Origin of the sequence: Curtobacterium sp. MCSS17_006, assembly GCF_003234215.1 — a bacterium.
In the GTDB taxonomy this organism is placed as follows: Bacteria; Actinomycetota; Actinomycetes; order Actinomycetales; family Microbacteriaceae; genus Curtobacterium; species Curtobacterium flaccumfaciens.
This window is the reverse complement of sequence record NZ_QKSO01000004.1, coordinates 25,221-46,814: the sequence shown is the minus strand read 5'-3', so window position 1 is coordinate 46,814 and position 21,594 is coordinate 25,221. Positions and strand designations below refer to the sequence as shown.

The 21,594-nt window shown below is 73.0% G+C and carries 16 protein-coding genes, 1 tRNA gene and 1 pseudogene; 11 read left to right on the top strand and 7 right to left on the bottom strand.

Features of this window, described 5'->3' with window-relative positions; translation table 11 throughout:
* Positions 1-30 precede the first annotated feature (30 nt).
* The gene (locus tag DEJ21_RS18665; protein WP_181435790.1) at positions 31-1,887 is read right to left on the bottom strand and encodes a TPM domain-containing protein; all 1,857 of its coding nucleotides are present in this window, start codon (positions 1,885-1,887) and stop codon (positions 31-33) included.
* A gap of 284 nt (positions 1,888-2,171) precedes the next feature.
* On the opposite strand from DEJ21_RS18665, the gene DEJ21_RS05465 reads away from it, so the two are divergent.
* On the top strand, positions 2,172-2,375 hold the full coding sequence (locus tag DEJ21_RS05465) for a hypothetical protein (RefSeq protein ID WP_017885770.1): 204 nt from the start codon (positions 2,172-2,174) through the stop codon (positions 2,373-2,375).
* A 72-nt stretch (positions 2,376-2,447) separates the two neighbouring features.
* Positions 2,448-3,002 carry a 4'-phosphopantetheinyl transferase superfamily protein gene (locus DEJ21_RS05460; RefSeq protein WP_146247702.1) on the top strand — a complete coding sequence of 185 codons (555 nt, stop codon included), beginning with the start codon at positions 2,448-2,450 and terminating at the stop codon, positions 3,000-3,002.
* Here DEJ21_RS05460 and map read toward each other — a convergent pair.
* Positions 2,986-3,753: a type I methionyl aminopeptidase gene (map, locus tag DEJ21_RS05455; RefSeq protein WP_111224068.1), complete on the bottom strand. Its 768-nt coding sequence runs from the start codon at positions 3,751-3,753 to the stop codon at positions 2,986-2,988. The genes DEJ21_RS05460 and map overlap by 17 nt on opposite strands.
* Before the next feature lie 32 nt (positions 3,754-3,785).
* On the opposite strand from map, the gene DEJ21_RS05450 reads away from it, so the two are divergent.
* Positions 3,786-4,055 carry a helix-turn-helix domain-containing protein gene (locus DEJ21_RS05450; protein WP_031259117.1) on the top strand — a complete coding sequence of 90 codons (270 nt, stop codon included), beginning with the start codon at positions 3,786-3,788 and terminating at the stop codon, positions 4,053-4,055.
* 96 nt (positions 4,056-4,151) lie between these two features.
* Here DEJ21_RS05450 and DEJ21_RS05445 read toward each other — a convergent pair whose 3' ends face one another.
* Genes DEJ21_RS05445 through DEJ21_RS05435 form a run of 3 tightly spaced genes read right to left on the bottom strand, consistent with a single transcriptional unit; the run spans position 4,152 to position 10,509 of the window.
* A complete protein-coding gene (locus tag DEJ21_RS05445) occupies positions 4,152-5,471 on the bottom strand; it encodes a M1 family metallopeptidase (RefSeq protein WP_258374885.1) in 1,320 nt (439 codons plus the stop codon).
* Between the two features lie 14 nt (positions 5,472-5,485).
* Positions 5,486-9,382: a Pls/PosA family non-ribosomal peptide synthetase gene (locus DEJ21_RS05440; protein ID WP_111223953.1), complete on the bottom strand. Its 3,897-nt coding sequence runs from the start codon at positions 9,380-9,382 to the stop codon at positions 5,486-5,488.
* A gap of 44 nt (positions 9,383-9,426) precedes the next feature.
* Complete coding sequence (locus DEJ21_RS05435; RefSeq protein ID WP_258374884.1) at positions 9,427-10,509, bottom strand: Gfo/Idh/MocA family protein; 1,083 nt, start codon at positions 10,507-10,509, stop codon at positions 9,427-9,429.
* A gap of 169 nt (positions 10,510-10,678) precedes the next feature.
* Between DEJ21_RS05435 and DEJ21_RS05430 the strand changes: the two genes are divergently transcribed.
* Together DEJ21_RS05430 and DEJ21_RS18710 are read left to right on the top strand one after the other, a co-directional pair.
* Positions 10,679-11,503, top strand: coding sequence for an alpha/beta hydrolase (locus DEJ21_RS05430; RefSeq protein ID WP_181435789.1), 825 nt, complete (start codon positions 10,679-10,681; stop codon positions 11,501-11,503).
* Positions 11,504-11,529: 26 nt separating this feature from the next.
* Positions 11,530-11,874 (top strand): annotated as a pseudogene (locus DEJ21_RS18710) (VOC family protein); the annotation flags it as partial.
* A 26-nt stretch (positions 11,875-11,900) separates the two neighbouring features.
* On the opposite strand, the gene DEJ21_RS05425 reads toward DEJ21_RS18710, so the two are convergent.
* Both DEJ21_RS05425 and DEJ21_RS05420 read right to left on the bottom strand, forming a co-directional pair.
* Positions 11,901-11,972: transfer RNA gene (locus tag DEJ21_RS05425), tRNA-Arg, on the bottom strand.
* 1,192 nt (positions 11,973-13,164) lie between these two features.
* Complete coding sequence (locus tag DEJ21_RS05420; RefSeq protein WP_111223951.1) at positions 13,165-13,740, bottom strand: hypothetical protein; 576 nt, start codon at positions 13,738-13,740, stop codon at positions 13,165-13,167.
* Between the two features lie 59 nt (positions 13,741-13,799).
* Here DEJ21_RS05420 and argS point away from each other — a divergent pair, with 59 nt between their 5' ends.
* From argS to thrB, 6 genes are all read left to right on the top strand, one after another.
* Positions 13,800-15,470, top strand: a complete 1,671-nt coding sequence (argS, locus tag DEJ21_RS05415) for an arginine--tRNA ligase (protein WP_111223950.1) — start codon at positions 13,800-13,802, stop codon at positions 15,468-15,470.
* 159 nt (positions 15,471-15,629) lie between these two features.
* Positions 15,630-16,385 carry an LmeA family phospholipid-binding protein gene (locus DEJ21_RS05410; protein WP_111223949.1) on the top strand — a complete coding sequence of 252 codons (756 nt, stop codon included), beginning with the start codon at positions 15,630-15,632 and terminating at the stop codon, positions 16,383-16,385.
* Positions 16,386-16,443: 58 nt separating this feature from the next.
* On the top strand, positions 16,444-17,865 hold the full coding sequence (lysA, locus tag DEJ21_RS05405; protein ID WP_111223948.1) for a diaminopimelate decarboxylase: 1,422 nt from the start codon (positions 16,444-16,446) through the stop codon (positions 17,863-17,865).
* Positions 17,866-17,930: 65 nt separating this feature from the next.
* Entirely contained in the window at positions 17,931-19,238 is a 1,308-nt protein-coding gene (locus DEJ21_RS05400; RefSeq protein ID WP_027465790.1) for a homoserine dehydrogenase, read from the top strand.
* 87 nt (positions 19,239-19,325) lie between these two features.
* Positions 19,326-20,405 carry a threonine synthase gene (gene thrC, locus DEJ21_RS05395; protein ID WP_027465789.1) on the top strand — a complete coding sequence of 360 codons (1,080 nt, stop codon included), beginning with the start codon at positions 19,326-19,328 and terminating at the stop codon, positions 20,403-20,405.
* 32 nt (positions 20,406-20,437) lie between these two features.
* Complete coding sequence (gene thrB / locus DEJ21_RS05390; protein WP_111224066.1) at positions 20,438-21,421, top strand: homoserine kinase; 984 nt, start codon at positions 20,438-20,440, stop codon at positions 21,419-21,421.
* Positions 21,422-21,594 lie beyond the last annotated feature (173 nt).

Here is a 21,594-nt window from a genome sequence, read left to right as displayed (position 1 = left end):
TGGTTCTGGGTGCCGGGGGAGCGCGTCGGGTCAGAAGCGGCCGCCGCCGGAGAAGCCGCCGCCCCCGAAGGAACCGCCGCCGTAGCTGCCGCCGCGACCGCCGAGCAGGCCGCCGAGGACGAGTCCGGTGACGAGGCCGCCGAGCTGGGCGCCGCCTCCGCCACCGCCCTGGCCGCCGCCCCAGCCGCCGAGGTCGTCGTTGGCGGCGTCCATCGCGGCGGCCGCGTACTGCTCGGCCGCGCGGGCGGCGTTGAGGGCCTGGCCGGGGTTGCTCGGGGCGAGTTCGACGGCGTCGTCGTAGGCGCGCTGGGCTTCGGACAGCCGGGTCCGGGCCGTCGGGCCGATGCCGCCGCGGTGCAGGGAGACGTAGTCGCGGGCCTGGCTGATCCGGTTCCGGGCATCGCGCAGGGCCGCGTCGAGCGCCTGGGTGGCGCGCTGGCGCTGCTCCTCGGCACCCCGGGCCGTGGCGATGGCCTGGTCGATCTCGGTGTTCGCCCGGGTCAGCGCGTCGACGGCCGCCACGGGGTCCTTCGGGTCGAGCCCCTGGCGGAGCACGGCCTCGGCGCGGGTGACCGCGGCGGCGAGGTCCGGCCCGCCCGAGCGCAGGCTGCGGGCGGCGGCGACGTCGCCCTGGATGTCGATGCGCATCGCCTCGGCGCGGGCGGTGGCCTCGTCGAAGGACTGCTCGGCGGCGAGTGCGCCGTCGGTGAGCTGCTGCACCTGGGCGAGCGCGTGCTGGGCGTCGCGCACGGCCACGACCGCCTCGCCCTTGTCGCCGGCGGCGATGGAGGCGGTGGCGGCGTTCGAGCGTTCGGTGGCGAAGGCGAGCACCTGGTGGGCCTGGTCGACGTTGTTCGCCACGGTGGCGAGGGTGCGGCCGGTGTAGCGCGCGCGGACGCGGTCGAGCGCAGCGGCGGCGGCTCCGACCGATGCCGGTGCGGCGGCCACGGCCTGGGCGAGCGCTGCCGCGGCGTCCTCGATGCCGTCCTCGAGCGAGCGGAGCTGGTCGAACGCCTCGGTCTGCTCCTCGATCGCGGCGTGCGCACGTTCGCAGATCACGATGATCTGGTTCGCCCACTCGGCGCGCTGCTGCGGGGTGTCGGGGATCTCGTCGTCGAGCTGCTGCCGGATCGTGAAGGCCTTGCGGACCTCGCGCTGGGCGGCCTGGACGGCGTCGGCGAAGGGCTTGGCGGCGTCGGGGCCGAACTGCGCGCTCGCGAACCCGACCTCTTGCTCGGCCGTTCGGAGTTCGTCGTCGATGGTGACCAGGGCACCGCCGGCGGTGCGTTCGAGGTCGGCGAGCGAGGCTTCCTGCGCCTCGGTCGCTGCGGCGGTGCGGCGCTTGTTGCGGGTCCGGATGACCAGGACCACGACGACGAGCCCGACGACCACGACGAGCAGCAGGATCCACAGCCAGGTCAGGTCCACCGGGGCCTGCGACTGGGTCAGCCCGTCGGCGAAGGCCACGGCGGCGCCGGACCAGTCATCCTGCTTGAGCCGGGGCAGCAGCGAATCGTCGACGGCGTTCTGCACGTCGGACTCCGAGATCGCGGTCTCGTTCGTCTGCTGCACGTCGTAGTTGCGCTCGGTGACCGCGACCGAGAGCAGGATGCCGTCGCTGTCGATCTGGTTCTGCTCGAGCACCGCCCGACCCCACTCGGTGTGGTCGGTGGGGTCGGTGAAGGACGGCACGAACACGACGTACAGCTGCGTCTGGGTCTCGGAGTACAGGTCCTGCACGGCCTGCTCGACCTTCGACTGCTGGGATGCGGTCAGCGCGTCGGCCTCGTCGAGGACGTACGCGCCGCCCAGGTCGACGGGCGCCGTGGCGTGGGCGGTCGCTGCCGGAGCCAGGACGATCAGCATCGCGACGAGGGCGGCCGTCACACGGCTCCAAAGCCGCGTTGTCCCCCTGTGCCCGCTCGATCCGTCCGTGCCCGATCCGTGCTGGACCGCTCGCATCCGTCCTCCGTCCGTCGCCGGTCGGTACCCCGTGGCACCGCACCGGACCGCGCCACGAGTGCGCTGTCGCCCGGAGTCTATCCAGGCCACGCAGGGGCACCGCCAGACTCTGGGGGAACGCTCCGGACCGTGCTTCCTGTGGACGTCTTGTCCCCCGTACCGGGGTATGCTGGCGCCACTGTTCGAGGATGAACGGAAGGGGAAGAACGATGGAACGCACCACGAGCACCGAGGTCGTCCCGCTCGAGGACGGCTACCACCGGGTGTCGACTCCGGCGACGGGTGTGATCGGTTTCGTGCGCGAGCACGACGGCCGTTACGAGGTCCTGCGCGGACGAGTTCGCCAGGCGACCCGCTCCGAGGGGCAGTACAGCACCATGAACGTCGCGCTCATCGCGCTGACGCACGCCTGATCCGCTCTGGGCGCGACCACACGACCGACGGGCGCTGCCCCGGTCGGTGGGTCGCGCCTCCAGACCGTCACGGTGACGCTCCGGACGCCGGCTGCTGATCGCGCGGACGACCGGGAGGCCCTGGTCGCCGCCGTCGCGTCGGCGACCGGCGTCGAGCCGGTCGCCGTGCGCGCGGGGCGCGTCTGTCCGCACTGCGCGGGGACCGACCACGGTCGTCCGTGGGCGACCGTCGCGGGCACCACGGTCGGCGTGAGCCTGTCGCGCGCCCCGGGCGTCGTCGCCCTCGCGGTCGGACCGTCGGCACTCGGTGTCGACGTCGAACGGGTGTCGCGGGTCGCTGCCGCGCCCCTCGATGCGTTCACCTCGGACGAACTCCGTCGAGCCGACGGGGACCCGGCGCTCCTCGCCACGGCGTGGGCGGCGAAGGAGGCCGTGCTGAAACGCGACGGACGCGGGCTGCGCGTCGACCCGCTCGCGGTGGAGGTCGACGTGGCCGCGGGCACCGCCGTGTTCGAGGGTGCCGGACAACCGCTCACCGTGCTGTACCCCGCGCCGGACGTCGTGCTCGTCGTCGCGGCGGGTGGCCTGCCCGTCGACGTGGTCGGGGCGTTCAGCGGGGGAGCGTGAGCACCTCGGCGCCGTCCGCGGTGATCGCGATGGTGTGCTCGGTGTGGGCGGTCCGCGCTCCCGTGGCACTCCGCAGGGTCCACCCGTCGGCGTCGGTGACCAGGACGTCGGTGTCCGCCATCACCCACGGTTCGAGCGCGAGCAGGAGCCCGGGCCGGAGCGTGTAGCCGCGACCGGGGCGACCGGTGTTCGACACGTGCGGGTCCTGGTGCATGGTCGAGCCGATGCCGTGCCCGCCGAACTCGACGTTCACCGGGTAGCCCGCGGCCTCGAGCACGGTGCCGATCGCGTGGGACAGGTCACCGATGCGGGCGCCCGGTCCGGCGGCGGCGATGCCCGCGGCCAGCGCGCGTTCGGTGGCGTCGATGAGTGCGAGATCCTCGGGGCGTGCGGTACCGACGACGAAGCTGATCGCGGCGTCGGCGGCGATGCCGTCCAGGGACACCGCGAGGTCGAGGGTCAGCAGGTCGCCGTCCTGCAGCACCCGGTCGTGCGGCAGCCCGTGCAGGACGGCGTCGTTCACGGCCGTGCAGATGTGGTGGCCGAACGGGCCGCGGCCGAACGAGGGTGCGTAGTCGACATAGCAGGAGTCGGCACCGGCGGCCTCGATCATCTGCTTCGCCCACCGGTCGATCTCGAGCAGGTTCGTGCCGACGCGGGTGCGTTCGCGCAGGGTCTGCAGGATCGTGCCGACGAGGGCTCCGGTGGCGCGGCCCTTGTCGACCTCGGCGGGGGTCAGGATCTCGATCACGCGGATGATCATACCGGTATTACTATGTGTCCATGGTCCGTCTCCCACTCCGTCCCGACGAGGTCGCGCGCGGTCGTCGCCTCGGTGCGCTGCTCCGTCGTGCCCGTGGTCCGCGGTCGATCGTGGACACCGCCCTGGCCGCGGGGATCTCGCCGGAGACGCTCCGGAAGATCGAGACCGGCCGCATCGCGACGCCGGCGTTCTCGACGATCGCGTCGGTCGCGGGCGTGGTCGGCCTGTCGCTCGACGCGGTGTGGTCCGAGGTCAGCTGCGACCCGGTCGACGGCGAGCTCGCGGGCTAGCCGACGCGGCGGCGGAGCCTGCTGACCGGCGCGGCGGCGGAGCCTGCTGACCGGCGCGGCGGCGGAGCCTGCTGACCGGCGCGGCGGCGGAGCCCGCTAGCCAGCGGGCAGTGCCGGCACCGATGCCTCGTCGATCCAGGGCCCGGTCACCGCACCGACGTCCGCGACCGAGCGGCCGGCGGCGTCCGCGAACGCACGGAGCACGTCGGGCACGGTGACGGATCCGTGCCGGTGCCGCTCGGTGATGCTCCGCAGCCCGGTGAAGAAGGCGTCGTCGCCGAACGTGCGGCGGACAGCGTGCAGGGCGAGGGCGCCGCGCTTGTAGACGCGGTCGTCGAACATGTCCCTCGCACCCGGGTCGCCGACGACCAGGTCCTCCGGCTGCTCGAGCAGTCCCTGCCGGTACCGCTCGGCCAGCTGGTCGGCGGTGTCGTCGCCGCGGTCCTCGGACCACAGCCACTCGGCGTAGCAGGCGAACCCCTCGTGCAGCCAGATGTCCTGCCACCGGCTGACCGTGACGGAGTTGCCGAACCACTGGTGGGCGAGCTCGTGGGCGATGAGACGGTCGGTCCCGTGCTCGCCGTCGACGTGGTTCCGGCCGAACACCGCCAGGCCGTGGGCCTCGAGCGGGATCTCCAGGTCGTCGTCGGTCACCACGACGCCGTACGCCGCGAACGGGTACGGGCCGAACCGGTCACCGAACAGCGCGAGCATCTCCGGCACCTGGCCGAAGTCGGTCTTCGCGGCGGCGGCGAGGTCGGCGGGGTGGTGCAGCGTGACGGGGACCCCGCTCGAGCGCAGCTTCGTGGTGCGGTACCGGCCGATCTGGACGGTCGCCAGGTAGGTCGCCATCGGCTCGGTGGTGGCGTAGGTCCAGCGGGTGCCGACGCGGTCGCGCTCCTTGGCGAGCAGCTCCCCGTTCGCCAGGACGTCGTACGCCGCCTCGGCCGCGATCTCGATCCGGTACGTGGCCTTGTCGTCGGGGCGGTCGTTGCACGGGAACCACGACGGCGCGCCCGTGGGCTGCGCGGCGACGATGACGCCGTCGGACAGTTCCTCCCAGCCGAGCTGCCCCCACGCGCTCCGGACGGGGTGCGGGGTGCCGCGGTACCGCAGGTGCACGCTGAACACGGTGTCGGCGGCGATGGGGTCGGCCGGGGTGACCGTCACCTTGTGCGTCGCGGTCGAGACCTTCTTGGCCCGGCGTCCGTCGACGTCGACCCGGTCGACCGTGAGCCCGTGCAGGTCGATCACGACCTTGTCGAGCGGCTCGAGGGCACGCGCGGTGATCGTGGCGGTGCCGTCCAGGCGGTTCGTGGCGACGCGGTAGTCGAGACGGAGCTCGTAGTGCTCGGCGCTCCACCGTCGGTCGCCGCTGTGCGGGGTGTACGGGTCTGCGGCGGGATCGGAGGGCACGGGGACAGTCAACCTCATGGCGCCGGTGGGGCGGTCACCGAGGGAGCTGCCGATGTCCACGGAGCGATCGGGTTGCCGGACCAGCGGGAGCCCGTCGGCACCTGCTCACCGCGCATCACGAGCGAGGACGGCCCGACGGTCGCCCCGGCACCGATGCCGGCCGCCGGCAGGACCACGCTGTGCGGCCCGAGGGTCGCACCCGCGTCGATCCGGACGGTGTCGAGCTGCATCACGCGGTCGTGGAACAGGTGCGTCTGCACGACCGTCCCGCGTGCCACCGACGCCCCGGAGCCGATGGTGACCAGGTCGGCCTCGGGCAGCCAGTACGTCTCGAGCCAGGTGCCGCGGCCGATCGTCGCACCGAGGCTCCGCAGCCAGACGGCCAGCGCGGGGGTGCCGGTGGCCTGCTCGGCGAACCAGGGGCGCGCGACGGTCTCGACGAACGTGTCCTGCACCTCGTTGCGCCACACGAACGACGACCACAGCGGGTGCTCCCGGGCGGTGATCCGGCCGACGAACGCCCACTTCGCGATCGTCGAGACCACGGCGGCGACGGCACCGGCGGCGATGAGCACCGGTCCGGCGAGCAACACCGTCCACCCGATCCCGACGGCCGACCACAGCGTCAGCAGGGCTCCGGCCACGCCGAGCGCGATGGCGGCGGAGACCATCGGGGCCACCAGGCGCAGCAGCTCCCAGCAGCCGCGGGCGACCTTGAGCCGCCTGGACGGGCGGAACGTGCGCGCCTCGTCGAACTCCGTCGCCGCGCGCCGCAGCCGCACCGGGGGCGACCCGAGCCACGACGACCCGCGCTTGGCCTTCTTCGGTACCGCGGACAGCACCGCCACCAGGGCCTCGCGCGGCACCGAGCGCCCGGCACCCGTCATGCCGCTGTTGCCGAGGAACGCGCGACGGCCGACCTTCGAGCGACCGATCCGCACCCGACCGCCGCCGAGCTCGTACGTCGCCACCATCGTGTCGTCGGCCAGGAACGCCCCCGACGCGATCTGCGTCAACGCCGGGATGAGCAGCACCGTCGAGATCTCGGTGTCCCGCCCGACGCGGGCGCCGAGCAGCCGCAGCCACACCGGCGTCACGAGCGAGGCGTACAGCGGGAACAGCAGGGTGCGCGCCGCGTCGAGCACCCGCTCGGTCGACCACACCTGCCAGCCGATCCGGGAGCGCACCGGGTGCCGCCCCTCGTGCAGGCCGATGCCGAGCAGCCGCACCGCGACCACCACCAGCAGCGCGTACACCGCACCGGCGACGACCGTCGCCAGGGGGACCGTCACCAGCGCACGGAGCACCGCGTCGCCCAGGGTCGACGCCCGCCCGACCAGGGCGAGGGCGACCAGCAGTCCGACCGCGACACCGACCACCGGCAACCCGGCCACGGCCAGGGACCCGGCCCCGTACGCGAGCAGCCAGCGTCGTCGGGTCGCGGGACGGGCCTCCCGGTCGTCACGAGCCGACCCGGTGCGCTCCGCAGGTGCTCCTGCCCAGCGTTCGCCCGCGGGCACCGGGCCGCCGACGGCGGAACCCGCGGTGATCTCGGCACCCGCGCCGACGTGCGCCCCGGGCAGCAGCGTCGTCCGGCTGCGCACCACGGCGTCCTCGTCGACGCGGACGTGCCCCAGGTGGAACACGTCGCCGTCGAGCCAGTGCCCGGCCAGGTCGACCTCGGGCTCGATCGAGGCACGCTTGCCGATCGTGAGCATCCCGGTCACCGGCGGCAGCGTGTGCAGGTCGACGTCCCTGCCGATCCGCGCGCCGAGGGCCCGGGCGTAGTAGCTGATCCACGGGGCGCCCGCCGTCGAGGGGCCGTCGACCGCCTCGGCGATGCGCTCGGCCAGCCAGACCCGCAGGTGCACCGAACCGCCACGGGGGTACGACCCCGGCCGGACCCCGGCGAGCAGCAGCCGCGCGAGCACCACGGTCAGCGCCATCTTGCCGATCGGCGTCACGAACACCAGGAGCGCCAGCACCAGCACCGGCCAGGGCAGCACCGGCAGGAACGGCAGCGTCGTCGCGTGCAGCACCGCGGCCACCAGGGCCGTCCACGTCAGCACCCGCAGCCCCCGGAGCACCTGCACCGGCAGCCCGAGCAGCGTCATCAGCAACCCCGTCGTCGGGGGCACCGGCGTGACGTCGCGCGACGACGCCTCGACCTGGCCGGACTCGTCGAGCGCCGCCGCCAACGCCCCGATCCGCGGGTGGTCGTACACGTCCGCCACCGTCGTCGTCGGGAACCGCTCCCGGATGGCCGACACCAGCTGCGCCGCCGTCAACGACCCACCGCCGTGCGCGAAGAAGTCGTCGTCGACGCTCGCCACCGGCACCCCCAGGATCGCCGACCACCGCTCGGCGATCCACGCCACCGTGTCCGGCAGCATCGCCGCGTCCGAGGCACCGGGCAACGGCCACGGCAGCGCCGCGCGGTCGACCTTGCCCGACGTCCGCGTCGGCAGCGACTCCACCACGGCCACCAACGGCACCAGCGCCGCCGGCAGCTCCTGCCGCAACCGGGCGTTCGCCGCAGCCACGTCCACCGTCGCCCCGGCCACCGGAGCCACGTACCCGACCAGCACCTGGTTGCCCGCCGGGGTCCGCTGCACCACCGCGGCCCCACCCGCCACGTCGTCCAGGGCCTGCAGCGCCGCATCGATCTCCCCGAGCTCGATCCGCCGGCCGCCGAGCTTCACCTGGTCATCCGCGCGCCCCTGGAACACCAGCCCCTCGGGCTCGTACCGAACCAGGTCCCCGCTCCGGTACGCCCGCTCCCACCCGAGCTCCGGGAACGGCGCGTACTTCTCCGCGTCCTTCGCCGGGTCCAGGTACCGCCCCAGTCCGACGCCACCGATCACGAGCTCCCCGACGCCGCCCGGCTCCACCCGCTGACCGGCACCGTCCACCACGGCCAGATCCCACCCGTCCAGCGGCAACCCGATCCGGATCGGCTGGCTCCCGTCGAGCAGGGACCCGCACGCCACCACCGTCGCCTCGGTCGGCCCGTACGTGTTCCACACCTCACGGTCACGACTCGTGATGCGCGCCGCCAGCTCCGGCGGGCACGCCTCACCACCGAAGATCACCAGCCGCACCTGCTCCATCGCATCGTCCGGCCACAACGCCGCCAGCGTCGGCACCGTCGACACCACCGTGATCGTGTGCGCGATGAGCCACGGCCCCAGGTCCACCCCCGTCCGCACCAACGACCGGGGCGCCGGCACCAACGCGGCCCCGTGTCCCCACGCCAACCACATCTCCTCGCACGACGCGTCGAACGCCACGCTCAGCCCCGCCAGCACCCGGTCACCCGGACCGATCGGCGCCGCCTGCAGGAACATCCGCGCCTCGGCGTCCACGAACGCCGCAGCGCTGCGGTGGGTGACCGCCACACCCTTCGGCACCCCGGTCGACCCGGACGTGAAGATGATCCACGCGTCGTCGGTCTCGCGGGGGAGTTCGGCGCTCGCCGCAGGGTCCGTCACCGGCAGCTCGGTGCCGTCGCGGTCGCGCAGGACACCGCCCGCGCCGATCACCCCGACGACACCGGCCTCGCCGAACACCAGGGTGGCGCGCTCCTCGGGGTCGTCCGCGTCGACCGGCACGTAGGCCGCTCCGGCGGCGAGCACGGCGAGGATCGACAGGTACAGGTCACGCCCACCGGAGGGGATGCGCACCCCGACCCGGTCGCCTCGACGGACGCCCCGGCGTGCCAGGTCGTCGGCCTGCGCGCGCACGAGGTCGAGCAGGGCGGCGTAGTCGACGCTGCCGGCGGGGTCCTCGAGCGCGGTCGCGTCCGGGTGGGTCGCCGCGGTCGCCGCCAGGACGTCGAACAGGGTCCGTGGGGCGGGTGCGTCGCCGCCGCGGGCGAGTTCGAGCTGCGCGTTCCCGGTGCCGGTGGTCATCGAGGCCTCTTCCCGGTCGTGTGCGGGACGACCGGCCCGTGATCCTAGAGGGTCGAGGTGTCCTGCTCGGGAACGGACGGTGCCGCACCGGTCGGGCCGAGCGCCGCACCGGTCGGGCCGAGTGCCGCACGGGCCGCGTCGAGCGCCGTCGCGATCCCGATCGAGTCGTCCAGCGAGTGCACCGGGGACTCCGTGCGACCGTCCGCCAGGTACTGCGCGAGCGCCGCCGCCTGCCACACGAGTCCCTGACGACCCCGCAGCCCCGTCGGCTCCGCCCAGTGGTCCTCCCCACCCGGGTGGTGCACCGCGAACGACGCCGGGAACACGAAGTGGTCGGTGTACCGGACCGTGGCCCGGCTCCCGGCGATCACCGCCAGCCCCGGCGTCCACGCCGTCATCGACGTGGTCACCACCGCCTGCGCGCCACCCTCCGCCGTCGACACCGTGACGGACTGGAGGTCCACCCCGCGATCCGAGACCGCCCCCGTCGTGCTGCTGGTCACCGGGGCGCCGGTGGCGAACCGTGCGAACCAGTGCCCGTAGACACCGGCGTCGAGGAGCGCACCCCCTCCGGCGGCGGGGTCGAACATCCGGTCCGCCGGGTCCGGGTCGTGCGGCCACCCGACGTCGACCGTCGCGAGCCGGACGTCCCCGAGGACCCCGTCCGCGAGCAGCCGGGCGACGACCGTGGTGCCCGGCAGGTACCGGGTCCACATCGCCTCCATCGCGAGGACACCCGCGGCCCGTGCGGCGTCGGCGAGGGTGCGGGTGTCCGCCGCCGACGTCGTCATCGGCTTCTCGACGAGCACGTGCTTTCCGGCGGCGATCGCGAGCAGTGCGTGCCCGAGGTGCTGCGGGTGCGGCGAGGCGACGTAGACCACGTCGACGGCGGGGTCCGCCACGAGGGCATCGTACGAGCCGTGCACCTCGGACACGCCGTGGCGGGCGGCGAAGGCCGCGGCACGCTCGGGGGAGCGGGACCCCACGGCGACGACGCGCTGGTCGGAGTTCGCGTGCAGCGTCGTCGTGAAGTCGTTCGCGATCTCCCCGGGGCCGATCACACCCCACCGGAGCACGGGTCCGCCCCGCAGTGCGTGGACTCCGGGCGCCGGGAACGTCATCGTCATGCCGGAACGCTACCGGGCAGTCCCGAGCACGGCCGCACGGCTCGGTGCCCCGCAACCGACCCGCATCGAGTCATCCGACCCAATCGTCCCGTGGCACGGTCGATCAGAATCGGATTCCGCGATCCGCCGCCCGTCGCAGCGTCGGGAGCTCGAGGAAGGTCGTCACCGGATGCCCACACAGCCACCTCCCCACATCGACCGCGACGTCCGGTACTCGGACCAGCACGACGCCCTGGTCCTCGACGTGCACCGTCCCGGGCCCGGATCGCCCGCGAGCACCGGCGCCGTCGTGCTCGTGCACGGTGGCGGCTGGTTCCGCGGGGACAAGTCCAAGGAGGACGTCCTGTCCGCCCGACTCGTCGACGCCGGGTACACGGTCTTCGTCCCGAACTACCGCATGGCGCCGACGGACGTGTTCCCCGCGAGCAGGGACGACGTGCTGACCGCCCACGAGTGGGCGCTGCAGTCCGACATCTCCTTCGACCGGAGCAAGGTCGCGTTCTTCGGCGGCTCGGCCGGCGGGAACCTCGCCGTCGAGGGCGGCATCGCGACCGGCCGTCCCTCCGTGAGCTGGTCCGGGATCTTCGGCCTCGCCGAGATCATCCGCGCCACCGACGGCACGGTCTCCGCCGCGCCGACGACCCAGGACCTCGACGCGATGCGGAGCTCCGACATCGACCAGACCGGGCGGGACGACCCGTTCCTCCGATGGGTGATCCTGCAGGAGGTCGGCGGCGACCGGTCGGCGCTCGCCGCGGCGTCCACGATCGGGCACGTGACGGCGTCGACGGGGCCCGTCTACCTCGCGAACTCCCTGGACGAGTGGGTCCCGCGGTCGGACCCGATCGCCCTGCAGGCCGCGCTCGCCGCGGTCGGCGTCCCGAACACGCTGCAGCTGATCCCCGGTCTCCGGCACGCCGAGGGCTACACCGACCACGCGCTGCCCGGATCGCTCACGTTCCTCGCGCAGACGCTCGGGGTCGAGCACCGCTGAGCGGCGCGCGACGAAGGAGGATCCCCGTGCCCGACGACTCCACAGCACCGCTCCCGATCGGCCCGGTCAGCAACGTCTTCCTGTTCGTCGACGACCTCGAGGCCGCGGTCGCCTGGTACGCGGCCAGGCTCCGCCGCGAACCGGTCGTTCGTGGTGGCGCACTCGTCGCGTTCGACATCGACGGCGTCCGCCTCACGCTGCACCGCACCGACGAACTGAACACGCCCGGGCCGTCCGGCACGGTGCCGTACTGGACCGTGGCCGACGTGGACGCCGTCGTCGAGGACTGGGTCGCCAACGGCGCCGTTGCGCACCGGGGCCCGAAGACGGTGTTCACGGGAGAGCGGCTCTGCCAGCTGCTCGATCCCTTCGGGAACCTCTTCGGCGTACTTTCCAGTGCCCCCAGGAGGATTCGAACCTCCGCCCCTGCCTCCGGAGGGCAGTGCTCTATCCCCTGAGCTATGGGGGCCAAGGGGTGTCAACAACCGTAGCAGGTCCGGCGGGTGGTCCTGGACAGCGCGTGTCGCGCTGTGGAGGTGCCGTCGGACGGCCGGGAGGCGCGGTGTGGGCCCGCCACGGGCCTCCCGTCCGCGCGGTGCGTGCGTCGCGATCCCGTGCCAGGTTCCGTGTCCCGTGCGGCGCTGCAAGCGCGCACCACGTGCGCAACCTCGCACCGGATGGCGGACCCGGCACCGTGCGAGCGTCGCGAGCCGGCGCGAGGTTCCGCGTCCCGTGCAGCGCTGCAAGCGCGCACCACGTGCGCAACCTCGCACCCGACGGCGGACGCGGCACTGTGCGTGGCTGCCGCCGGCCGGGAGGCGCGGTGCGGGCCCGCCACGGGCCTCCCGTCCGCACGGTGCGTCCGTCGCGATCCCGTGCGAGGTTCCGCGTTCCGTGCGGCGCAGCAGGCGCGCACCAGGCACGCAACCTCGCACCAGATGGCGGACGCGGCACCGTGCGAGCGTCGCGATTCCGTGCGAGGTTCCGTGTTCCGTGCGGCGCTGCAAGCGCGCACCAGGCACGCAACCTCGCACCAGGCGGCGGGCCCGACACGGTGCGTGGCTGCTATCGACGGGAGGCGCGGTGCGGGCCCGCCACGGGCCTCCCGTCCGCACGGTGCGTGCGTCGCGTTCCCGTGCGAGGTTCAGCGTTCCGTGCCGCGTTGCAGGCGCGCACCACGCACGGAAGCTCACACCAGATGGCGGACCCGGCACAGTGCGTCCGTCGCGATCCCGTGCGACGTCCCGTGTCCCGTGCGGCGCAGCAAGCACGCACCGCACACACAACCTCGCACCGGATGACGGACGCGGCACTGTGCGTGGCTGCCGCCGGCCGGGAGGCGCGGTGCGGGCCCGCCACGGGCCTCCCGTCCGCACGGTGCGTGCGTCGCGAGCTGGTGCGAGGTTCCGTGTTCCGTGCGGCGCAGCAGGCGCGCACCGCGCACGGAACCTCGCACCGGACGGCGGACACGGCACCGTGCGTGGCCGCCGTCGACCGGGAGGCGCGGTGCGGGCCCGCCACGGGCCTCCCGTCCGCACGGTGCGTCCGTCGCGAGCCGGTGCGAGGTTCCGCGTTCCGTGCAGCGCTGCGAGCAGCGCACCACGTGCGCAACCTCGCACCAGACGGAGGCGGCCCCGCACCGTGCGCGGGGGCAGCGCGCGTCAGCCCGCGGGCGTCGCCGTCGCCGACGCGGACGGCTGCAGCGCGGCGCGCACCGCGTCGACGACGGGTTGCGCCCCACCCGGCTCGGTGAACAGCGTCGACTGCGCGGTGATCCAGTACGGGTCGGCGAAGGCGTCCGCGCGGCCGACGTCGCCGCTCAGGGCGAAGTAGCCCTCCACGCGGTAGGTGGGGACGGAGCCGCCCCGCTCGTACAGGGCGTCCTTCAGGTTGGTGAGCGACTTCTCAGGCAGGTCGGCGACCGCGAGCGTGATCGCCGTGGCGTCCGCGTCGGTGCTGACGAACCGGCACACGCGACCCTGCTGCTTCGCGATGGTCGCGGCGGGGGAGCCCTTCGCCGGGGTGAAGGAGTCGTCGAGCTCGAAGGTCTGCCCGTAGACCGACAGTGCGCTCGTCGGCAGGAGCTCCGCGCAGGTCTGCGACACCGGCTTGCCCGCTGGCGTCGCGCTGGCCGACGGGGTGCTGTCCCCGCCGCCCGAGCACCCGGCGAGCACGACGGCTGCTGCGGTGGTGAGGGTGGCGACGGTGAGCGCCCGGGCACGGCTGCGGGGGGTCATCCCGACATGATGCTGCATCGACCGGTGCGGACCTGGGCGTCCCGGTAGGATCGGTCCTCGTGACTCCTGCCGAACTCTCCGCCGCGTACCTGTCGATCCTGACCGGGATCGTCGAGCGCCGAGGCGCGTCCGAGACCGTGACGATCGAGGAGTCCCACGTGGTGCTCGAGCGTCCGAAGAACCGTGCCCACGGCGACTGGGCCTCGAACGCGGCCATGCAGCTCGCGAAGCGGCTCGGCACGAACCCGCGCGAGCTCGCGACCGAGATCGCCGGCGAGCTGACCGAGCTCGACGGTGTGGACTCCGTCGACGTCGCCGGCCCCGGCTTCATCAACATCACGCTCGAGGCGGCCGCCGCTGGGGAGATCGCGCGCACCATCGTGGACGGCGGCGGGTCCTTCGGCACCGGCGACCTGTACGACGGCGTCCGGATCAACCTGGAGTTCGTCTCCGCCAACCCCACCGGCCCGATCCACATGGGCGGCGTCCGCTGGGCCGCGGTCGGCGACAGTCTGGCCCGCGTGTTCCAGGCGCAGGGCGGGCTCGTCACCCGCGAGTACTACTTCAACGACCACGGCGCGCAGATCGACCGCTTCGCCCGCTCCCTCGTCGCCAGCGCACTCGGTGAGCCGACGCCCGAGGACGGCTACGGCGGCGCCTACATCGCCGAGATCGCGGCGCGGGTCATCGCGACCCTCGAGCCGGGCATCGACGTCCGCGACCTGCCGCGCGACGAGGCGCAGGAGCTCTTCCGTCGCGAAGGCGTCGACTTCATGTTCGCGGACATCAAGTCGTCGCTGCACGACTTCGGCGTCGACTTCGACGTCTACTTCCACGAGAACGCCCTGCACGAGTCGAAGGCCGTCGAGCGTGCCATCGCCCGACTGCGGTCGGCCGGCGTGATGTACGAGGCCGAGGGCGCCGAGTGGCTCCGCACGACCGACTTCGGCGACGACCGCGACCGCGTCGTCATCAAGTCGGACGGCGAGCCCGCGTACATCGCCGGCGACCTGGCGTACTACCTCGACAAGCGCGAGCGCGGGTTCGAGCGGAACCTGATCATGCTCGGTGCCGACCACCACGGCTACGTCGGCCGGATGATGGCGATGTGCGCCGCGTTCGGGGATGAGCCGGGCAAGAACCTCGAGATCCTGATCGGGCAGATGGTCAACCTGCTCAAGGACGGCGAACCGATGCGCATGTCGAAGCGCAACGGCACCATCGTCACGATGGAGGACCTCGTCGACGCCGTCGGTGTCGACGCCGGCCGGTACGCCCTGGTCCGCTTCGCCAGCGACACCGCGATCGACATCGACCTCGACCTGCTCACGAAGCGCACGAACGACAACCCCGTCTTCTACGTGCAGTACGCCCACGCCCGCACGCAGTCGGTGGCCCGGAACGCCGCGGCGGCCGGGGTCGACCGGTCGGTGTTCGACGCCTCGCTGCTGACCCACGAGTCGGAGAGCGCGCTCCTCGGAGCCCTCGCCGAGTACCCGCGGGTGGTCCGGCACGCCGCCGAGCTGCGCGAGCCGCACCGCATCGCGCGGTACATCGAGCAGCTGGCCGGCCTGTACCACCGCTGGTACGACTCCTGCCGTGTCACGCCCCTCGGCGACGAGCCCGTGACCGACCTGCACCGCACGCGCCTGTGGCTGAACGACGCCACCGGCCAGGTCGTCCGCAACGGCCTCGGCCTGCTCGGCGTGTCGGCTCCGTCCCGCATGTAGCGGCACTCGTTCCGCAAAACACCGGTGTTCGCGCACCGAACACCCGCATTCCGCGGTGTCGAGCGCGAACACCGGTGTTTTGCATCCCGGCAGCCGCTGCGCCGGACGCGCACCGGGTCTCCAGGCAGGCTGCCGGGACCGGCTGGCAGGGTAGGACGCATGCCCGCAGCCACCGAACGCCCCACCACGCGCCGCCGCTGGCCCGTCGTCCTGCTCGTGGTCGTCGTCGTGCTCGCCGCCCTCGTCGTGATCGCCGAGTTCGTGCTGCGCGGCGTCGTCGACCGGATCATCGCCCAGCAGGTCGAGCAGTCGCTGCCGGACGGCACGACCGGCGAGGTCGACGCCCACGCCGAGGGCATCGTCATCCCGCAGCTCATCAGCGGCACGCTCGACCGCGTCGAGATCTCCTCGGCGAAGCTCACGGTCGACGGCATCCCGCTCGCCGCCGACGTCACCGCGCAGGACGTCCCGGTGGACGGCAAGGGCGACGTCCGCGACGTCGACGGCACGGTCACCCTGGCGTCGTCGAGCGTCAAGGACCTGGCGAAGTACAGCCCGCTGTTCGACCGGCTGAACCTGGTCGACGGCGGCGTCGAACTGACGGGGTCGTCGTCGGTGCTCGGCTACGACATCACCTACGCGGCGAAGGGCGCCGTCGTCGCGCAGGACGACGGACGCGGCATCACCATCACGCCGGAGAGCGTCCGGATCACGAACTCCGACCTCGGCCTCAAGGTCGACTCGATCCCCGGTGTCACCGGCGTCCCGGTGCAGGTCTGCACCGCGCAGTTCCTGCCCGAGGCGCTGCGGGTGCGCTCGCTCGACGTGTCGGACTCGGACGCGACGGTCCGCATCACCGCGGACGCGCTGCCGCTCAACGAGGACGGCCTGCGCACCGTCGGCAGCTGCGGCTGAGCGGACGGGTGCGTAACGCGGCCTGGAGGATCGGCTCGCGTCGGTAGGATCGGGTCCCGTGAGCGAGAACCCCCTTGCACCGCCGCGGCTGCGGTTCCCGACGGACGCCTCCGAACTGGTGGACCGCATCTGGCCCGCGTCCGCGACGCGGACCGACGACGGCACCCTGGCGATCGGCGGCATCAGCGCCACGGACCTGGTCGCGCAGTTCGGCACGCCCCTGTACGTCGTCGACGAGCGTGACGTCCAGTCGCGCGCCGTCCGCGTGCGGAACGCCTTCGCCGAGGCGTTCGAGCGCATCGGCAGCCACGCGCACGTCTACTACGCCGGCAAGGCCTTCCTGACGACCCAGGTCGTCGCGTGGATGGCCGAGGCCGACCTGCGCGTCGACGTCTGCACCGCCGGTGAACTCGCGGTCGCCCTAGCCGGCGGCATCGACCCCGGCCGGCTCGGCTTCCACGGCAACGACAAGTCCGACACCGAGATCGCCCGCGCGGTCGAGGTCGGCATCGGCACGATCGTGCTCGACAGCCACGAAGAGGTGCAGCGCGTCGCCCGTGCCGCCGCCGACGCCGGGGTCGTGCAGCGTGTGCGCATCCGGATCAACACCGGTGTGCACGCGTCCACCCACGAGTACCTGGCGACCGCTCGCGAGGACCAGAAGTTCGGCATCCCGCTGTCCGAGGCCGTCGAGGCCGCAGCAGCCGTCCGCGCCGAGCCCTCGCTCGCCTTCGTCGGGCTGCACTCGCACATCGGTTCGCAGATCTTCGAAGACGCCGGCTTCCGCGAAGCCGCACGCCGGCTGATGGACGTGCACGCGACGCTCGTGGCCTCCGGGCCGGTGCCCGAGCTGAACCTCGGTGGCGGCTGGGGCATCGACTACACCGAAGCCGACTCGGCCTTCGCCCCTGAGGACGTCGCCGACGCACTGGCCACGATCATCGGCGAGGCCTGCGCCGAGCGCGGCATCCCGGTGCCGGACATCGCCGTCGAGCCGGGCCGCTACATCATCGGCCCGCCCGGGGTGACGCTCTACCGCGTCGGCACGATCAAGCCCGTCACGCTCGAGACCGACGACGGCGGCAGCGCGACCCGCACGTACGTCTCCGTCGACGGCGGGATGAGCGACAACATCCGTCCCGCCCTGTACGGAGCCGACTACACGGCCCGACTCGCCCGCACCTCCGACGTCCCGGCGGTGCTGAGCCGCGTCGTCGGCAAGCACTGCGAGAGCGGCGACGTCGTGGTGAACGACGAGTACCTGCCCGGCGACGTGCAGCGCGGCGACCTGCTGGCCGTCGCGGCCACCGGTGCCTACTGCTGGGCGCTGTCGAGCAACTACAACCACGTGGGCCGCCCGCCGGTCGTCGCCGTCGCGGACGGCACAGCCCGTATCCTCGTGCGGGGCGAGACGATCGACGACCTCCTCGCCCGTGACACCGGGGTCACCGCCGTGCCCGCCGACGGCACCGGCCGCTGACCCCCGACCCGATCGGGTCCGCCCACCCCGCAGGGCGCACCCCCACCGACAGGAACCGCTACCAGATGATCGAATACCGCAACGTCCGTGTCGCGCTGCTCGGGGCCGGCTCGGTCGGTTCCCAGGTCGCGCGACTGCTCCTCGAGCACGGTGACGAGCTGGCCTCGCGCGCCGGTGCCGGCCTGGAGCTGGTCGGGATCGCCGTGCGCGACGTGGACGCGCAGCGCGACGTCGACCTGCCGGCGGAGCTCTTCACCACGGACGCTGCGTCGCTCATCCTCGGCGCGGACATCGTCGTCGAGCTCATCGGCGGCATCGAGCCGGCGCGCACCCTCGTGCTCCAGGCCCTGCAGTCCGGCGCGGACGTCGTCACCGGCAACAAGGCGCTGCTCGCGACCCACGGCCCGGAGCTCTTCGCCGCGGCCGAGCAGGTCGGCGCGCAGCTCTACTACGAGGCCGCCGTGGCGGGGGCGATCCCGATCATCCGTCCGCTGCACGACTCGCTCGCCGGTGACCGCATCGTGCGGATCATGGGCATCGTCAACGGCACCACGAACTTCATCCTCGACCTGATGGACCGCAAGGGCTCCACGTTCGAGGACGCCCTGGCCACCGCGACGGAGCTCGGGTACGCCGAGGCCGACCCGACCGCCGACGTCGAGGGCTACGACGCCGCGCAGAAGGCCGCGATCCTGGCCTCGCTGGCGTTCCACACCTCGGTGCCGCTCGCCGCCGTGCACCGCGAGGGCATCACCCACGTCACGATCGACCAGGTCCGCGCCGCCCGCAAGGCCGGCTACGTCGTGAAGATCCTGGCGACCGCCGAGCGTCTGACCGACGAGGACGGCCGCGAGGGCGTCAGCGCCCGCGTCTACCCGGCCCTCGTGCCCGAGTCGCACCCGCTCGCGAGCGTGCACGGAGCGAAGAACGCCGTGTTCGTCGAGGCCGAGGCCGCCGGCGACCTGATGTTCTACGGCGCGGGTGCCGGTGGCGTCGAGACGGCCTCGGCGGTCCTCGGCGACCTGGTCTCCGCGGCCCGTCGGCACGTCATCGGTGGCCCGGGGGTCGCCGAGTCGACGCAGTCCGAGCTGCCGGTGTTCCCGATCGGCACCGTCCGCACGAGCTACCAGATCACCCTGCACGTCACGGACGCCCCCGGCGTGCTGTCGACCGTCGCCGGCGTGCTCGCGAAGCACGGCGTCAGCGTTGAGACGGTCGAGCAGACCACCACCGGCGCAGCCGAGGGGACCGCGACGCTCGTCATCGGCACCCACCTGGCGCGCGAGGCCGACCTGGCGGACACCGTCGTCGCCCTCCGCGGCGAGGACGTCGTCCTGGACGTCACCAGCGTCCTGCGCGTCGTCGGTCGCTGACGCGACCACGGGCCTCCAGGCCGACCAGCAGGCTCACCCAGCCGCACCACCACCAGATCCACCCCACCGGACAGAGAGAGAAGCCTGATGGCCCACCAGTGGCAGGGAGTCCTGCGCGAGTACGCCGACCGACTCGACGTGACCGAGGCGACGCCCATCGTCACGCTCGGTGAGGGCGGCACGCCGCTCATCCCGGCTCGTCGGCTCTCCGAGCGCACCGGCGCCGAGGTCTACGTGAAGTTCGAGGGCATGAACCCGACGGGTTCGTTCAAGGACCGCGGCATGACGATGGCGATCTCGAAGGCCGTCGAGCACGGTGCGAAGGCCGTCATCTGCGCCTCGACCGGCAACACCAGTGCCTCGGCCGCCGCGTACGCCACGCACGCCGGCATCACCGCTGCGGTGCTCGTGCCGGAGGGCAAGATCGCCATGGGCAAGCTCAGCCAGGCCGTCGCCCACGACGCCCAGCTGCTGCAGGTGCAGGGCAACTTCGACGACTGCCTCGACATCGCCCGCGACCTGGCGGCGAACTACCCGGTGCACCTCGTCAACTCCGTCAACAACGACCGCATCGAGGGGCAGAAGACCGCCGCGTTCGAGGTCGTCGACGTCCTCGGCGACGCACCGGACTTCCACTTCCTGCCCGTCGGCAACGCGGGCAACTACACCGCGTACTCGCGCGGCTACCGCGAGGACGTCGCCGCCGGCCGCAGCACCAAGCTGCCCCGCATGTTCGGGTTCCAGGCCGCCGGTTCCGCCCCGATCGTGCACGGCGAGGTCGTCCGGCACCCCGACACCATCGCGTCGGCGATCCGCATCGGCAACCCGGCCTCGTGGCAGTTCGCGCTCGAGGCGCAGCAGGAGACCGACGGCTACTTCGGTGCCATCACCGACGAGGCCATCCTCGCGGCACACCGCATCCTGTCGGCCGAGGTCGGCGTGTTCGTCGAGCCCGCGTCGGCCATCGGTGTCGCCGGGCTGCTCGAGCGTGCCGACGCCGGTGTCGTACCGAAGGGCGCGAAGGTCGTCATCACGGTCACGGGCCACGGCCTGAAGGACCCGCAGTGGGCCCTCCGCACGCCGGACGGCGGCGAGGTCACCCCGACGAGCGTGCCGGTCGACACGAAGTCGATCGCCGACGTGCTCGGTCTGGTCAGCGAGCAGTGATCTCCGACCGCTCGTCCGGACCGGGTGAGGGCATGACCGCCCGCAGTGCTGTACCGGCCGGACGGGCGGTCCGTGCGCTGCCGACCGAATCGGCGGTCCGCGTCCGGGTGCCGGCCACGTCGGCGAACCTCGGCCCCGGCTTCGACTCGCTCGGCCTCGCGCTCTCGCTCTACGACGAGGTCGTGGTGCGCGTCCGCCCCGAGCCCGGCGCGACCGTCACGGTCGATGGTGTGGGTGCCGGCGAGGTCGCCACGGACGACACGAACCTCGTCGTCCGTGCGGTCCGCCGTGGCCTGGAGCACGCCGGTGTCGACCAGCCCGGCCTCGAGCTGCACGCCACGAACGCGATCCCGCACGGCCGCGGTCTCGGTTCCTCCGCCGCGGCGATCGTCGCCGGGCTCATGGCGGCCCGTGGTCTGCTCGAGGGCATCGTCGACCTCGACGCCTCGACGCTCCTGACCCTGGCCACCGAGATGGAGGGCCACCCGGACAACGTCGCGCCGGCGCTCTTCGGCGGGCTGACGATCGCGTGGATGACCGCCGAGGGTCCGGCCTACAAACGCCTCCTGGTGCACCGCGGTGTCGCACCGGTGGTGTTCGTGCCGACCTCGACCCTCTCGACCAAGCTCGCGCGCTCCCTGCAGCCCGAGCAGGTCCCGCACGCCGACGCCGCGTTCAACGTCTCCCGCTCGGCGCTGCTCGTCGCGGCGCTCATCCAGAGCCCCGAGCTGCTGCTCGCCGCGACCGAGGACCGTCTGCACCAGGCGTACCGCGCCAGCGCCATGCCCGAGACCGACGCCCTGATCCGGTTGCTCCGGCAGCACGGCCTCGCCGCGGTGGTCTCCGGCGCCGGGCCCAGTCTGCTCGTCCTCGGCAGCGACCCGGCACAGCGCCTGACCGCCGCCGAACTGGTGCAGCGACACGCCGAATCCGACTGGCGGCCGCTCATGCTGGCCGTCGATCTCGGTGGTGCTACAGTGGCAGCGCACTCGGCGCTCGAAGCCGAACCCGCGTAACCGTACGGATCGCTCGTCCTCAGGACAGCTCCTGCGACGTCGCAGGGTCCGGTGCGCGAGTGTGCATCTCTTTCTGATCACCGAATCCCGATCCGTCGTCTGAACGGCGGTCGATGCTCACCCTGCATCCGGGACGGTGGAAACTCTCCGCGTTCTGCGGTTCGAAAGGAAAC

Coding starts and splice junctions, on each gene's coding strand:
- DEJ21_RS05410 (WP_111223949.1), top strand. CDS start 15,630: ATGCCCGCAGCCACCGAACGCCCCACCACGCGCCGCCGCTGGCCCGTC.
- thrC (WP_027465789.1), top strand. CDS start 19,326: ATGGCCCACCAGTGGCAGGGAGTCCTGCGCGAGTACGCCGACCGACTC.
- DEJ21_RS05435 (WP_258374884.1), bottom strand. CDS start 10,509: ATGACGATGACGTTCCCGGCGCCCGGAGTCCACGCACTGCGGGGCGGA.
- DEJ21_RS05465 (WP_017885770.1), top strand. CDS start 2,172: ATGGAACGCACCACGAGCACCGAGGTCGTCCCGCTCGAGGACGGCTAC.
- DEJ21_RS05420 (WP_111223951.1), bottom strand. CDS start 13,740: ATGACCCCCCGCAGCCGTGCCCGGGCGCTCACCGTCGCCACCCTCACC.
- DEJ21_RS05440 (WP_111223953.1), bottom strand. CDS start 9,382: ATGACCACCGGCACCGGGAACGCGCAGCTCGAACTCGCCCGCGGCGGC.
- DEJ21_RS05400 (WP_027465790.1), top strand. CDS start 17,931: ATGATCGAATACCGCAACGTCCGTGTCGCGCTGCTCGGGGCCGGCTCG.
- DEJ21_RS05450 (WP_031259117.1), top strand. CDS start 3,786: ATGGTCCGTCTCCCACTCCGTCCCGACGAGGTCGCGCGCGGTCGTCGC.
- thrB (WP_111224066.1), top strand. CDS start 20,438: ATGACCGCCCGCAGTGCTGTACCGGCCGGACGGGCGGTCCGTGCGCTG.
- DEJ21_RS05430 (WP_181435789.1), top strand. CDS start 10,679: ATGCCCACACAGCCACCTCCCCACATCGACCGCGACGTCCGGTACTCG.